The sequence below is a fragment of the Tolypothrix sp. PCC 7712 genome (genome assembly GCF_025860405.1).
GTDB classification, from domain to species: Bacteria; Cyanobacteriota; Cyanobacteriia; order Cyanobacteriales; family Nostocaceae; genus Aulosira; species Aulosira diplosiphon.
In genome coordinates this window covers 5,153,814-5,169,312 of sequence record NZ_CP063785.1, presented here as the reverse complement: position 1 = coordinate 5,169,312, position 15,499 = coordinate 5,153,814, and the positions used below count along the sequence as shown (strand labels likewise).

Below are 15,499 nucleotides of genomic sequence, written 5' to 3'. Positions count from 1 at the left end.
TGTTAAACAATCTACTGATGAAATAGCATACATCGCTGGTGTATTTGGATTCATTTGTTTTATTTTGAGTTTGGTATTAGCACCTTGGCAAATCCAGCTATTATTGCTGATTGTAGTCCTGCTAGGTACTAACAGGCTCTTGTCTAAGCAATGATCTGCTTACAGGATGCTAGGAAAAAACAACATAGCTGATGAAACAAATTAATACATAGAACCGAAACAAATCTCTACTTAATATAAAGTCGCACAGCCTAGAAATTAATCTTTATTCCTTTGGGCTTAAAAATGCTGTGTATTGGTTTTTGAATGATTTGTCTTGTGTCCCACTGCTTGCCCTTTTCTCTATTTTGGATGGGGTTAAATTGTGTGTGGGCACTTTTTTGTTTGCACTTGTTTCCTTAACTGCAAGTGCCACAAAATTATTATACCTAAATATTAGTGTTGTGCCAAGCTAGTAATTAATAATTCGTAATTTGTAAGATTCGCAGAAGCAGAAGCAGAGGAGAGAGATTTTCAGACTCTCATTTGTAAATAATCATATAATTGTCTAGGTATAAAAATAGGGAAAGATGCAGCGTGAATTAGATTAAGGGATATTAATAGATAAAATGCTGGTGGAAATATCCCAATTAATCTAAAATTCTCCATAATTATCGATAAAAGTAAATTATGAACTGCTTAGAGGTTGAGCATACAGATGCTGCTAACATCACTTCCTACACCTGAACTACGACATCAATATTTCTCTGTCCTTTGTAGGCAAAGAATTGAGAATAGTCCAATTACCAATCACCAATTACCCATTACCTGCATCGATGAGGCTACTTGAGGAAAAAATATGACAGCGCACATCCTTTTAGTTGAAGATGAAGTTAAGCTGGCGCGATTTGTGGAATTGGAATTGAATAGTGAAGGATATCAAGTAAGTGTAGCCAATGATGGTATCCTCGGCTTGACCTTGGCAAGAGACTTGTCTCCGGATTTAGCAATTCTCGATTGGATGCTACCAGGGCTTACGGGTTTAGAAATCTGTCGTCGTTTGCGCGCCACTGGTAACTCAATGCCGGTGATCTTATTAACAGCCAAAGATGAAGTTAGTGATCGCGTGGCTGGTTTAGATGCTGGTGCTGATGATTATGTAGTTAAACCATTTAGCATCGAAGAACTATTGGCGAGAATTCGCGCCCATCTCCGCCGCACCCAAGAAACAGATGAGGATGTTTCCCAGTTTGAGGATTTGAGTTTAAACCGTCGCACTCGTCAAGTCTTTCGCGGTAAACGGGCAATTGAGTTAACCGCAAAAGAATTTGACCTGTTAGAGTATCTCATGAGTCATCCCCGCCAGGTGTTTACTAGAGACCAAATTCTCGAGAAAGTTTGGGGTTACGACTTTATGGGAGATTCTAATATTATTGAAGTTTATATTCGCTATTTACGCCTGAAATTGGAAGAAAATAAAGAAAAACGCTTAATTTATACTGTGCGTGGTGTTGGTTACTCATTACGAGAGTAGAGCAAAAGGTAAATAGCCGGGATGAAACTGAACTATATAAATTTTTTACGGGAACGTTTAAGGGTTTTACCTTGGTTCACTTTTCCTTTAAATTTCTGATATGGAAAAAATTGCTGATGTGATTAAAAGTGCGATCGCACTTTTAATTATCAAGCAAGTACATGGCTATATAGGTGAAATTTGACTACTGAATGTCTGCATTGCATTTCAGAAATACTTCTTTGGTGGGTTGTATTCTCAACAGTCTGCTTCAACGATAAAAGATGAAGTTTGTTTACAGCCTGTAACATTAAATGGTCGTAGCTAGTATGGCTTGATCAGCTTGAAACAGCCTTCTATTAAAGGTTTTCAAGCTCAATTGATATAACAAAGCTTAAATTTCCTACAACTATTAGTATAAAAAGTTGCCGTCATCTACCTTTAGGTTAGATAAAGTGTTCTTGATGCTGAAATGCAATACTTTATACAAAATTCACAGATATATGTATGGTTTTTACAAAGGCTTTACGCCTGTCCGAGTTTTTACTTAAATAATGGAAGGGTATGCAAAAATCAGGTGGGCATCTGCATGTGATTGCTGAGTAATAACTTCTCAATTTGAGATTTCCCCCAGGCTTGACAGCAGGGACAGGAAGACAGAATTTTGGATGATGGATTTTACAGCAAGTCTAAGCAGAAGCTACCTTTGCTTATAACTTTGCAACACAAGTTTTTTAGTTGAGCTACTTTGGTCTTAGGGAAATACCAACAGAAGCAAGTGGCGTTAAGATTAGGGTCTTTTACCATTTTTTAAATCTCAATCTTTCAATCCAAAATCTGTCTTGAAAAGTTTGCTAAATTCGGGAAACCCACGCAACTTTTCTGTATAAATTTGGGTCACAGCATAACAACTCAGCAGATGAATGTTTACCAACTTCAAAAGAGTCTAATGTATGCAATTCATTAGGACATTTTGCAGATGGCAAAAACCTGATACCAATCATTTTTAATGGAGACAATCATGGCTTTTAAAACAATAGGGCTGGGATTAGCCTTAACTTGCGGCACCTTTGCTGTAAGTAATACTGTTAATGTTTCATCCGCTCAAGCATTTTCATTAGGCAGAGTTAATATTGCTGGTTCAGCTAATTTTGTAAACGGGGCGGAGAAAAATCCAGCTGCTACTGACACAATTAAATTCGATGCCACTGATGCTACAGTTAAAAAGTCATCAAATGGTATGTTTGCCGGTTATATTGGGCAAAACGTTACCATATCCGACATTGCTTTGAAATTAATCAGCTATACTTCCTCAGGAGACGGATCAGTAGCTAATTACTCAGGACAAGCAAACAACCCATTCATTCAATTTGCTGATGGGCTGATTTTTAATATATCTAACCCATTTGAAGTTACTAAAACATCCAGTGGAACATTTGCCTTTGGCATTATGCCAAAATTTACTGGTTCATTTGTTAAAGATAAGACTTTTTTAGGCAACGGGCTTCTGACTGTTAACCAAATCCAATCAGATGGATCTTTCTCTATGACTGCTGAAGCAGTTCCCGAGCCTTTCACCATTTTAGGCTCGGTAACAGCTTTAGGCATGGGAGTTGTGTTGAAGAAGAAGCAAATTCAAAAGCTAAAAAAAGAAAAGGTAACAGCTTAATTCCTAATTTCAAAGGCTCTAATAATGAGTAGTTGAAATTCCAGAAATCCCGAAATGCTGTTATTTACGTGGATTATCATAGTTGCATCTCACCATTGCTCTACCCAAAGAAAGAACGCCACTTCTCTGTATTTCGCTTTGTAGTTTTATGGGATTTACTGCCATATTGCACTAATTGACGAAATGCTGTAATCAGCAGGTGATTCAAGTACTTGATAGTTACAGGGTGTATTTTCTTCAAGATTCAATCAAGCCCTGAGAAATAAGAAAATACATCAAGCAAGTTCTAATTATTTACACAAGTTCCTATCTATCACCAATTAATTTTCTCAAGATATGCAGCAATTAAAGTTTGATATTATCAGTGCTTTCCCGGCTAATAATTAATCGCAAAATCGATAAGCCCAAAATTATCAAGAATAACACTAGCCCAATTGTGCAGGCATAGCTAATTTCTAAATTAGTGAATGCTTGCTCATATAAATAGTAAACTATAGTTTTTGAACTATTAAGTGGCCCTCCCTGGGTCATGATATATACTTCTTCAAATACTTTGGTGGCTGATATGGCAGAAATCACCGCTACCAAAGCTAAATATGGTTTCATTAAAGGGATTGTAATATCCAGATGTTTGCGAATACCATCGGAACCATCAATAGCTGCGGCTTCGTAGACATCGCCAGGAATGGATTGCAGTCCAGCTAAGTAAATTACCATGTAATAGCCTAAGCCTTTCCAAATAGTCACAGCCATTACACTTGCCAAAGAAATTGGCAGAATGCCAAAAATTTTATTAGGGCTAGTTAACCAAGGAATTCCTTCGGGAAACATTCCCAAGGCTTTGAAAAATTGATTCAGTAAGCCATTTTCTGCATAAAGCCATTTCCATGCTATACCAGCAACAATCATAGAAATGACTACTGGTGTATAGTATGCAGCTCGAAACCAATTCATTCCCCTAAGTTTTTGATTAACTAAAATAGCTAACCCCAAAGGCGCAATTACAAGAATTGGCACTACACCGACAAGATAAAGAAAAGTATTGGTTAAAGTTTGCCAAAAAACAGCATCTTTCCACAGCTTGAGGAAGTTAGCAATACCTATCCATTGCGGCGGTTGGGAAATATCTTCATAGCTAGTAAAACTCAAATAAAATGCTTGCAATGCAGGCCAAAAAACGGTTAACCCTAAAATTAGTAAGGCGGGTAGCAAAAATAAATAAGGGGTTAGCCTCTGTTTGATTAACACCCAATCTTTAGATGACAATTGATTCATAGAAGGATGAAAGATGAATTAAAGGGCTGGCGTTTGACGTAAGGATACCCAACATCGAAATAAGCTGTTCCACATTTAACTTGCAGATATTGGGCGGGCAAGATGCCCAACGCCACAAGAAATATACAATTTCAGATTCTGCAAACTAGATTTGGTTTAGCTTTCAAGATCTATGTTGGGTTGCGCTGCGCTTAACCCAACCTACATCTGCTAACGACGCTAATTTATATTACACGAGTCAGATTTCGGGTCAGCCCCACACTAAGAACTTCACAGGGAAATGTCAGTGGTGGTTCAATACAGTTTGGTGAAGGGGGAAAAGGATTGAATTCACCCTTACCCTTTTCCTAAATTACAAGGGAGATGCAAAATACTGATACGAACCGTATTGAGTGATGTTTGAGAATCTTGATGAACTTTTAAGCAGTGATGACATTTGTAATACAAATGTAGTATAATACAAGTGAGATTGCTCTAAAGCCTAATAGGAATAGGCTGAAACTGTTTATTGCTTGAGCAAAAGGATATTTTATGATTCCCCGAGAACGCATCCGCAATATTGGTATTTCTGCTCATATTGACTCTGGTAAAACTACATTATCAGAGAGAATTCTCTTCTATACAGGCAGAATCCACGCCATTGAGGAGGTGCGGGGAGGCGGCAAGGGTGCGACGATGGATTTTATGCCAGAGGAAAAATTGCATGGCATTACAATTACCTCTGCCGCTACCACCTGTCAATGGCACGATACGCAAATCAACTTAATTGATACACCGGGACACGTGGATTTTACGATAGAAGTTGAGCGTGCTTTGCGGGTATTGGATGGGGCGGTAATGGTGCTGTGTGCTGTAGCAGGCGTACAGTCCCAGTCGATTACCGTCGATCGCCAGATGAAGCGATATCGTGTGCCGCGTATAGCATTTATCAACAAAATGGATCGCATTGGTGCTAATCCGTTTCGGGTAGTGCAAGCAATGCGCGATCGCTTACAGTTAAATCCTTTGTTACTTCAGTATCCTATCGGTAGTGAAGACAAATTTCTCGGGGTTATTGACCTCATAGAAATGCAAGCTTCTTACTTTGAAGGCGAAAACGGCGAAAATTGGATAAAAACGACAATTCCTGATGCACTGCTGGCAGAAGCGCAACAAGCAAGGGAAAAATTACTGGATGCTTTGTCACTATTCTCCGAACCCATGACGGAGATGCTATTAGAAGGTAAAGAAGTTCCCCAAGAACTTATTTGGCAAACCATTCGCCAAGCCACCTTGAGTTTGCAACTCACACCTGTACTTCTGGGTTCAGCATTCAAAAACAAAGGTGTGCAGAACTTGTTAGATGCGATCGCCCTTTATCTCCCATCTCCCATAGATAGGGAAGTCGTCAAAACGGTAGAGTCTGTCAACCTTTACCCCAATCCTGACGATCCCTTAGTCGCCTTGGCATTTAAACTGACTGTGGAGTCCTTTGGACAGTTAACCTATACCCGAATTTATTCGGGAACTCTCAAACAAGGCGATACTGTATACAACTCCCGCACCGGACAACGAGTGCCAATTGGCCGCTTGGTGAGAATGCACGCTAACAAGCGCGAAGAGGTGAAATTTGCGGAAGCTGGCGATATTATCGCTCTATTGGGCGTAGATTGTGCCTCTGGTGATACCTTCTGTGGTCAAGAGCCACTGATATCTTTAGAGAAAATGTTTGTCCCAGACCCAGTAATTACACTGGCTGTTACACCCAAAAAACAAGAAGATAGCGATCGCCTTTCTAAAGCCCTCAACCGCTTCCAAAAAGAAGATCCCACCTTCAAACTCAGCATTGACCCAGAATCAGGGGCAACTTTGATTTCTGGTATGGGCGAACTGCACCTAGAAATCTACCTAGAGCGCATTCAACGGGAATATAACACTGAGGTATACGTTGGTACACCCGCAGTCGCATATCGCGAAACCATTGGGCAAAAGACGCGCTTCGATTACCGACTGAAAAAACAAACTGGGGGTTCTGGACAATACGCCCATGTCACAGGCTGGATTGAACCGACAGATGAACCGTTTGTATTTGAAAGCAAGGTAGTTGGCGGAGTAATTCCCAAAGAATTTATTCCCGCTTGCGAGAAAGGCTTCCGTGAAGCCATGCAATCAGGCCGTTTGGAAGGTTATCCCGTCACAGGGATAAAAGTTGTGCTAGAGGGCGGTTCATTTCACCCCATTGACTCCTCCGAATTGGCATTCCGATCAGCATCCCATCAAGCTTTGGATGAAGCGATCGCCAAAGCCAAACCCTACATCCTCGAACCAATTATGTTGGTAGAGGTGGAAACACCCAACGAGTATTTAGGTAGAGTCCAGGGGGATCTCTCCTCCCGTCGAGGCTTGCTATTAGGTTCCGAAACCATGCAAGCATACTCTATCATTCGGGCAGAAGTACCCCTAGTACGAATGTTTGGTTATTCTACAGACTTGCGATCGCAAACTGCGGGAATGGCAACTTTCACGATGGAATTTGCTTGTTATCGGCAAGCAAGTACGTAATTTTGTTGATGGTTGACGGTTGACGGTTGACTGTTGACTGTTGACTGTTGACGGTTGACGGTTGACGGTTGACGGTTGACTTGTTCTCATACTTATAGATGTCAAAAGGGCACAAACAATGCTGTGCCCTTTCTCATCTGTAAAAACTCAAGACTTGTACCAATTGTCTAAAATTCGGCACCTAGCTACTTACGAATTACGAATTAGTATTACTGTCCCAATACTGCTCGGTTAAGGATTTTCAACTCGGAATTGGGTTTGGGGAAAAGGTTAAAGGGTAAGGGTTAAAGGTTTTTTCTTGCCCTTTTTCCCCTTCCCCTTTTACCCTTAACCGACAAGTATTGATTACTGTCCCAATTCCTTAATATTATTCATCACCTGTTGGTACAAATCCTTGTTACCCTCACTTTGAAAAATATCTGCGGCTTGTTGTAAGTCTTTGAGTGCGCCTGGTTTATCGCCTTGGGCGGCGCGGGCGTTTCCACGGTTATTGTAGGCGGGGCCAAAGTTAGGATTGATGCGGATAGCTTGATTGTAGTCAGAGATTGCGCCCTGTTGGTCTCCCTTAGCAGCGCGGAGATTGCCACGATTATTGTAGGCGATCGCATATCTGGTATTGATGCGAATAGCTCGATCAAAATCTTCTAGCGCGCCGTTGCGATCGCCTGTGGTAGCACGAGCATTGCCACGATTATTATAAGCTTCCGCATAACTAGGAGCGAGACGAATTGCTTCGTTATAATCTGCGATCGCGCCTTTATTATCTCCGATTGAGGCTTTGGCATTAGCGCGGCTATTGTAGGCTTCGGCATCATTAGGATTAATCTTCAGCGCCTCGTTATAATCTGCGATCGCTTCTTGTTTCTTTCCCGCGTCAAATTTAGCCAATCCCCGCGCTTTGAACGCTACACCATATTGGGGATTCAGGCTAATTGCTTGATCATAGGATGCGATCGCTGCTTCTGAGTTACCTTTAGCGTGTTGACTTTGCCCTTGAAGATAAAATTCCACTGCCTTTGATGTTTTGGCTGGGCGACGGCTGGGGGGAGTTACGCCAATTTCTGTTACTAATACATTACTATTTTTACTACAGGAAAGGTTAGTAATTGTACTCAATATTGTTAACAAAGCTATGGTAAATGCTCTGCCTAACCTTGTCCACTCTCGATCAAATAATTGCAGTTTCATACGTCGTTTTAATCCGCCACCCTCCCTAAATTCATGCTGACTAACTTTAGCTATATCTGGAAATAGTGATTAATTGTAAATGCATCTAGCAATCCCATCTAATTTATGAATCTTACCTTTTTAATGTAGATGTGAAGCGCCAATAACGCCAAGTAAAGGAAGAGAAAGGCGATTGCATAAGTCGTCAATAACTGCTATTTACTCTAGGTTTAGATACAGGATGAAGTATAAATTTGCCGCCTCAGCTTTCCCACTTATTTCATCTTTTTCTTGCGTAGATGTGACTAATATTTGCTGCTATAACACTCTATGTAGCATCCTATTAGACCCAGAGTGGCTGTTTACAGACAAAATAAAGTATAAAAACTGTTATTTTCCCCATCATATATTTAGTTCTCGCTTGCACAAAGTTATGTTATACGCTGCGAGTCCTATTTTTGCCGCTTTTCATTATACGTTTTAAAGCCAATTAAATTAAAATTTTTATTATTTTCACAAAATCTTTATCTATATAAAATTTCCAGTTAGAGAGCCGCATACACTTAAATTTACGTGTATCTATGAGAATGAATGAGAATGTTATACCAAATCAAAAAATGTTTGCGACGCATCAATATATTCCAGAGGGCGCAGCACGCCGTGCCCCTACAATCTGTCACATTCTTTTTTCCAATTGGTATTACTCAACAAAAAAACAGAACAATCATTTTGGAGGGGGTTTGGGGGACGCAACCGTCACCCAATCGGGGGTTTGGGGGAGAATCCCCCAATTCTTCTGGCTTCTTTAATAAGTGATACCAAATCAAAAAATGTTTGCGACGCATCAATATATTCCAGAGGGCGCAGCACGCCGTGCCCCTACAATCTGTCACATTCTTTTTTCCAATTGGTATTACTCAACAAAAAAACAGAACAATCATTTTGGAGGGGGTTTGGGGGACGCAACCGTCACCCAATCGGGGGTTTGGGGGAGAATCCCCCAATTCTTCTGGCTTCTTTAATAAGTGATACCAAATCAAAAAATGTTTGCGACGCATCAATATATTCCAGAGGGCGCAGCACGCCGTGCCCCTACAATCTGTCACATTCTTTTTTCCAATTGGTATTACTCAACAAAAAAACAGAACAATCATTTTGGAGGGGGTTTGGGGGACGCAACCGTCACCCAATCGGGGGTTTGGGGGAGAATCCCCCAATTCTTCTGGCTTCTTTAATAAGTGATACCAAATCAAAAAATGTTTGCGACGCATCAATATATTCCAGAGGGCGCAGCACGCCGTGCCTCTACCATCTGTCACATTCTTTTTTCAAATTGGTATTAGATTTTAGATTTTAAATTAATTAGTTGCATATACCATTATCTGTCAGTAGCTTTGTTGCTATTGAAGTAACTATATTATTTAAAAATAAATGTAACTCCGTAATTTTTTAATCGCTCTCAGCCGCGCTTTCTGGACTTTTCGGTGTTAAACGCCAAGAGGTAGTTTCATCCACCTCTACAGAGAGTTGTTCTAGGTTTGTACCTAAATCTTTTTGCAATTTCTGAGTCAGGGGGATGGGAAAATCTAAATCAATACCTGCGGTTTCTACTAGCCTCATGAGTTCAGTAAATGCAACTTTTACTGTTTTGCGCTCATATTTAGTCAGCTTGCAATATGATGTTTCCGAGACATTTTGTATCTGCATAGCTTTTTTAATGCGTTCTTGCAGATGCTCTAACTCAGAGTTTAATATATGATGCTGCTGTTCAATTTCCGTATATCTGGCACCAAGTAATGCTAAATCTTCTGTAGCCGGATCGGGATTCGTTTGGGATTGCAACTCTAATAATTTTAAATGTACCTGAGCAAGATATATACAATCTAAATACGCATAATCAATTTGTGAATCAGTGAGAGGACGCTGTCCCCAATCACTAATTTGCTCTTCTTTATCAATATTATTAAAAGCGCAAAGTACCGTAGCTAAAGTTTGTAGTTGATAGTTAGGTACTGGCAAAAGATAGTAAGGGATTTTTTTAGCGATTTCTAAGGTACAAGTAACATTTTTAGCTTGCTTATTACCCAGAAATTTCAAATCGTAACTAGCATTATGAAATACCTTTTCAATACTAGGATTGAGCATAATGCTGTCAATAAATTCCCCCACGATTTCAGGTTTTCCTAGAACATCCAAAAGATAAACGCGATCGCCACTCATATCTGAAGGATCATCTAATACCTGAATAAGCGAGAGTTTCGGTTGACGACTTTTATAATCAGCGACTTCTGTATCAATCCAGAGAGTTTTAGCGTTGGTATATTTAGCAATAATGGCGTAAATGTCCCTGGCGTAAGTAAGATAGGGCATGGGCTAAAATTTCCTCGGATTTACAGATACTTCAATTAAAATAATGGAATTTTGGGGCATTGGTAATTGGAATGCCTCTTATTTTCTAATACGGCTCAGTTAAGCTCATTAGCGATTGATTTGTCACTTATTAAAGAAGCCAGATCAATTGGGGGATTCTCCCCCAAACCCCCGATTGGGTGACGGTTGCGTCCCCCAAATCCCCTCCAAAATTATTGTTCGGTTTTTTTGTTGAGTAACTAGTTTTTGGTTTTGTTATCAATGTAATTTTCTTCACTGAACTGTATTTTCTTATTGTCACCTTGTCCCCTGTGTCCCCTCATCTTCCCCTGCTCGCCAAAGCGATAACTATTTACTGGGTAATCTCTAAAACCGTCCGCCGCAACTCTGGGAAAACTTTAGATACTTTACTCAGCACATAATCCCCATAGGTTCCTTGAAAGTCGTGAACGCTAGACTGATCCCAACGTTCTGCGCGATCATCTTTGGCTATTACCCCATCTAGGGGAATTGGCTTTACCTCGACATCAAAGTTGGGATCGAAAAAGAAAGGGAACGAAAGGCGATCGCGTCCTGATAAATTCTGCACCCGATGAGGCGTTGAACGATACAAACCTCTAGTCATGCGATCAAGCATATCGCCAATATTGCAGACAAAGGAACCGGGAATTGGCGGCGCAGCTACCCAGCGCGATCGCGATTTAACTTGCAATCCGCCGGAATCATCCTGTTTGAGGATAGTTAAAACGCCGTAGTCTGTATGTTCACCCACACCCCAGCGATTTTCACCATCAGCAGGTGACAAATCTGGGGGATAGTTAAAAATCCGAAATAAGGTGAGGAGATCTGATGTATAACGTTCAGCAAAATAAGCTGCTTCTAGCCCTAAGCTCAGAGCAATACCAGCCATTAAAATGTGCCCTAGTTGAGTCATCGCCTCCATATATTCCAGCACGGTTTCGCGGAATAAAGGGATATTCTCGGGGAAGAGATTAGCACCATGCATAGGGGTATTTGCTTGTACGAGTGGGTGATTGTTTCCTAGTTCTGCACCAAAATAAATACCTTCTTTGATATCAGGCTTACCCGATGTGAGTTCGCCCCCAACTGGGAAATACCCCCGCCAAGCTTTACCACCCAAAGCCATACGGATTGCCATTTTAGTTGCTAAATCCTGGGCAAAAAACTGGCGGCTGAGTTGTTCTAGCCGTTGCTGCAAGCCTTCATCTACACCATGTCCCACAATATAAAAAAATCCGCACTCACGACAAGCTTGCCCAATTTCCGATGCTACTTGTAGGCGATCGCCTTTTCCACAAACCAAGGCGCTAATATCAATTAGCGGCACTTGTGAAAATCCTTCATCCACAACTTGTAAGCTATTCATGCTACTGTCCTCCTCGTTGTGTGCTGTGAAATTTTTTCATTGGGACTTTCTTCTTCAACTATGTATCAATCCAAAATCTAAAATTGAATGATTCGCGCTATTCTGTTTGATTTAGATGGAACTTTACTAGATAGAGATGCTTCTATCCAACATTTTATTGCTCATCAATATGACCGATTTCCGGCGGAATTAGCTAAAATTGCCAAGCCCGATTATATTAGCAGATTTATCTAATTAGATTGCCGTGGGTACGTTTGGAAAGATAAAGTTTACCAAACTCTTGTTAGAGAATTTGGCATTGAAGCGATTTCATGGGCAGATTTGCTTGAGGATTATGAAATAAATTTCATGCATTCTTGTATACCTTTTGTCAACCTGCTAGAGACACTAGAAGCTCTTACTAAAGCAGGATATTTATTAGGAATTATTACTAATGGTCTTGGCAAGTTTCAGCAGCGTACCATTCAAGGTTTAGGCATTGAAAAATATTTTCAAACAATCTTAATTTCAGAATTTGAAGGAGTTCGCAAACCGGATGCAGAAATATTTCTGCGCGCTTTACGTAACTTGAATATACTACCAAATGAAAGCGTATTTATCGGAGATCATCCTCAAACAGATGTGATGGCAATACTTGTCGGTTAAGGGCAAAAGGCGAAGGGGAAAAGGGACAATAAAAAACCTTTAACCCTTACCCTTTCACCTTTTCCCCAAACCAAATTAAGAGTTGACAATCCTTAACCGAGCAGTATTGGATGTGATGGGAGCTAAGAGGATGGGGATGAAAAGTATTTGGAAGAGAGACTTAGGATGGCAAGCACCAGAACATCCGGATGCGATTATTGATGATTTAAGCGAATTGCCTGGGATCGTTGCTTCTTGGTAAATAAAATATATCCGCGCTGCTATCTTAGAGATAAAATTTGAGTAATGTAAACTTGTAAACTTTGAATATTTTTCTATAACTTATATTTATTAATATAAAAAGAAAATATATTTGCTACTACTGATTGAGCAGCATAAATTAGAAATATAGCAATCCTAAATTATCAAAACCAGATTCATTCCCGACTTTAAAATAGTTAGGCTTCTAAATAATTTCTTTTTTATAACTTAGGGAATATTGCTATATCATCCTAAAAATGCAACACACTTTATGAATGCACATATTACTACTAACCAAATCGACTGGAATCCTATTCTCAGCCGAATGAACTATGCCACAGGTCAAAGTTTACCCACTTATCCCGGAGACTTGAAAGCCGCATTACTCAATCATGCCGGACTGACAAGCCATGCTAAGGGTGAGGAAGCGTATCAGCTAGCCAGAGAAATGGCTCGACTGACAACCTTCTGCGATCCAGAAATTGTTTATTGGTTTTCTCGGCTTGTATCTCTGATGAATAATTAAAATTTGGGTGTTGGGAAGCTAGCTGAAAAATGGCCCTAGAGCATGGAAAAGACAGATTTTTATGCTAGATTGTGCCAAAACTGGGCGTGAATGGCTGACTTGACAATGGTAATACAATTTTGGATTGGAAATTACAATACTAATGGCTCAATAGGCACACCGGAGAAAGTGCCAGATGATGCTAAAATGAGGCGATTTAATACTTAATCAGCAATGGCTGTTGAAGGTATAAAAATCTTAATATATTTTTTAGTCAAAAAAAAATACTGACACCGCTAAGGTTTGGATTAGACGAGTCAACCGCCTACAGAATTAATTCTAGGTAGTTCCGGAAATTGGGTGGAAATTACAGAAAAAGTAGATTAGGACTACTTACGAAGTAACCAGCTCATGATCCACCACATGATCGGTAAAGTACTACAAAGGCGTTACCAAATCGTTCAAAGCCTAGGTGCAGGAGTCTTTGGACAAACCTATATTGCCGTAGACATAGATTACCCCGAGAACCCTAAGTGCGTTGTTAAACAGCTCAAGGTGAGCAATTGTCAACCTAGTTACCTGGATGACTTAAGGTTACGTTTTCTCACGGAAACCGAAACTCTCAAGCGTTTGGAATGTCACGACCAAATTCCTCAACTCATTGCTTGCTTTGAGGAAAACGAACGTTTCTATTTAGTGCAAGAGTTTATTGAAGGACATTCATTAACTGAAGAACTACCCATCAATAAAAAATGTGGTGAGATTTGGAGTGAAGTCCAAGTTGTTGAGTTTTTAGAAGATGTTTTAGGAATTCTGGATTTTGTTCACTCTCAGGGAGTGATCCATTGCGATATCAAACCAGAAAATTTAATTAGACGTGCTGCGGATGGCAAATTAGTACTGATTGATTTTGGTTCCATCCAGCCAGTTGATTTTGGCGAGGATACAGAATTACCTATTCAGAATGTTCCGGTTACTTCGTTGGGTTATATCCCACCAGAGCAATTTATTGGTCAAACACAGCCTAATAGCGATATTTATTCTTTAGGTATAATTGCCATCCAAGCTTTAACCGGAATGGCACCATTACAATTTCAATTAGATCCCTATACAAATGAAATTATTTGGCATACTCCTCAAACACAAGTTAACGATTATTTAGCTGCTATTCTCAGCCAAATGATTCGCTACGATTACGAAGACCGCTTCCAATCTGCGGGTGAGGTATTGCAAATAATCCAAGAAATGCGGTGGGAAAATGAGTTACCCCAATTAGAAGCACTATATAGCCTGTCTTTACCACCTGAAGAACCTAGCAATAGCAATATCGTCGCCACTCCTGTAACACCACAGAAGTCTGCGCCATTACTCACAGGAATGAGAGTTGGTTTGGCGGCTAATTCTGTATTGCTGGGATTGGGTGTATATTCCTTATTTACAACTTCTCCAGCCTACTCTGATAAAGAAACTTTATATAAAGCGACAGAAGAATATCAATCGGGAGATTTAGATGAAGCGATCGCACTCGTCAAATCAATTCCCACCCAAAGTAAAATTTATCCAGAAGCTCAAGCCACAGTTGAAGAATGGCAACAGCAATGGCAAGTAGCTGCTGAACAATACCAATTTGCAGAAACCGCCTTCCAAGCTGGTAGATGGTCAGATGTTTTAGCGATCGCGCCTAAAGTTCCTGATATTTTATATTGGCAATCTAAAACAGATAAACTAGTGCAGCAGGCACAAGTCAACATAGAAGCACAATCGCAAGATTTATTAGCTAAAGCTTACGCAAGCGCAAATAATAAAGATTTTGCTACTGCTATCAGCTATTTGCGTCAAATCCCTCAAGAAAGTGCTGCTGGTGCGATCGTGCAGAAAAAATTGGCTGAGTACGATAAAAAGCAGCAAATTCGAGCTACTTACTTTTTACAAAAAGCTTACAACAAAGCCTCTGCTGGTCAATTTGATGATGCGGTCAAATTCCTGCACAAGGTTCCAAAAAATACTACTGTTTACGCACAAGCACAAATGAAACTCAATGAGTATGCACAAAAACAACGTCTGCGCGGCCCAAGTAGTAAAGTAGCTGTATCAAAAGTAAATTCAGCCTCAAGAAAGACACAAGCTGATCCCCATTACTACTCAGCTAGTAAGATTGACAATTTATATTAGTCAATACCCCAAGCTACACGTGCAAAACTCTTTAAA

10 protein-coding genes and 1 pseudogene are annotated in these 15,499 nt (G+C 40.1%); 7 read left to right on the top strand and 4 right to left on the bottom strand.

The window, feature by feature from the left end; genetic code table 11:
• Window positions 1–838: 838 nt before the first annotated feature.
• Together HGR01_RS21125 and HGR01_RS21120 are read left to right on the top strand one after the other, a co-directional pair.
• On the top strand, window positions 839–1,513 hold the full coding sequence (locus HGR01_RS21125) for a response regulator transcription factor (protein ID WP_045870240.1): 675 nt from the start codon (window positions 839–841) through the stop codon (window positions 1,511–1,513).
• Window positions 1,514–2,513: 1,000 nt separating this feature from the next.
• Window positions 2,514–3,161, top strand: coding sequence for a PEP-CTERM sorting domain-containing protein (locus HGR01_RS21120; RefSeq protein WP_045870239.1), 648 nt, complete (start codon window positions 2,514–2,516; stop codon window positions 3,159–3,161).
• Window positions 3,162–3,506: 345 nt separating this feature from the next.
• Here the strand turns inward: HGR01_RS21120 and HGR01_RS21115 are convergent, their stop codons facing one another.
• On the bottom strand, window positions 3,507–4,436 hold the full coding sequence (locus HGR01_RS21115) for a carbohydrate ABC transporter permease (protein WP_045870238.1): 930 nt from the start codon (window positions 4,434–4,436) through the stop codon (window positions 3,507–3,509).
• Between the two features lie 531 nt (window positions 4,437–4,967).
• On the opposite strand from HGR01_RS21115, the gene fusA reads away from it, so the two are divergent.
• On the top strand, window positions 4,968–6,977 hold the full coding sequence (gene fusA, locus HGR01_RS21110; protein WP_045870237.1) for an elongation factor G: 2,010 nt from the start codon (window positions 4,968–4,970) through the stop codon (window positions 6,975–6,977).
• 345 nt (window positions 6,978–7,322) lie between these two features.
• Here the strand turns inward: fusA and HGR01_RS21105 are convergent, their stop codons facing one another.
• The 3 genes from HGR01_RS21105 to HGR01_RS21095 all read right to left on the bottom strand — a co-directional run bounded on the left by HGR01_RS21105 (window position 7,323) and on the right by HGR01_RS21095 (window position 11,901).
• Window positions 7,323–8,165 (bottom strand): tetratricopeptide repeat protein, encoded by an 843-nt coding sequence (locus HGR01_RS21105; RefSeq protein ID WP_045870236.1) that lies wholly within the window; start codon window positions 8,163–8,165, stop codon window positions 7,323–7,325.
• Window positions 8,166–9,593: 1,428 nt separating this feature from the next.
• Window positions 9,594–10,514, bottom strand: a complete 921-nt coding sequence (locus HGR01_RS21100) for a 3'-5' exonuclease (RefSeq protein ID WP_045870234.1) — start codon at window positions 10,512–10,514, stop codon at window positions 9,594–9,596.
• Window positions 10,515–10,866: 352 nt separating this feature from the next.
• The gene (locus HGR01_RS21095; RefSeq protein ID WP_045870233.1) at window positions 10,867–11,901 is read right to left on the bottom strand and encodes an isopenicillin N synthase family dioxygenase; all 1,035 of its coding nucleotides are present in this window, start codon (window positions 11,899–11,901) and stop codon (window positions 10,867–10,869) included.
• 87 nt (window positions 11,902–11,988) lie between these two features.
• On the opposite strand from HGR01_RS21095, the pseudogene HGR01_RS21090 reads away from it, so the two are divergent.
• The 4 genes and pseudogenes from HGR01_RS21090 to HGR01_RS21075 form a co-directional block, all read left to right on the top strand.
• A pseudogene (locus HGR01_RS21090) lies at window positions 11,989–12,474 on the top strand (HAD family hydrolase); the annotation flags it as partial.
• Window positions 12,469–12,546 (top strand): hypothetical protein, encoded by a 78-nt coding sequence (locus HGR01_RS21085; RefSeq protein ID WP_235623047.1) that lies wholly within the window; start codon window positions 12,469–12,471, stop codon window positions 12,544–12,546. The pseudogene HGR01_RS21090 and the gene HGR01_RS21085, both read left to right, overlap by 6 nt.
• 511 nt (window positions 12,547–13,057) lie before the next feature.
• On the top strand, window positions 13,058–13,312 hold the full coding sequence (locus HGR01_RS21080) for a hypothetical protein (RefSeq protein ID WP_045870232.1): 255 nt from the start codon (window positions 13,058–13,060) through the stop codon (window positions 13,310–13,312).
• Window positions 13,313–13,702: 390 nt separating this feature from the next.
• Entirely contained in the window at window positions 13,703–15,463 is a 1,761-nt protein-coding gene (locus HGR01_RS21075) for a serine/threonine-protein kinase (RefSeq protein WP_045870231.1), read from the top strand.
• Window positions 15,464–15,499: the final 36 nt, after the last annotated feature.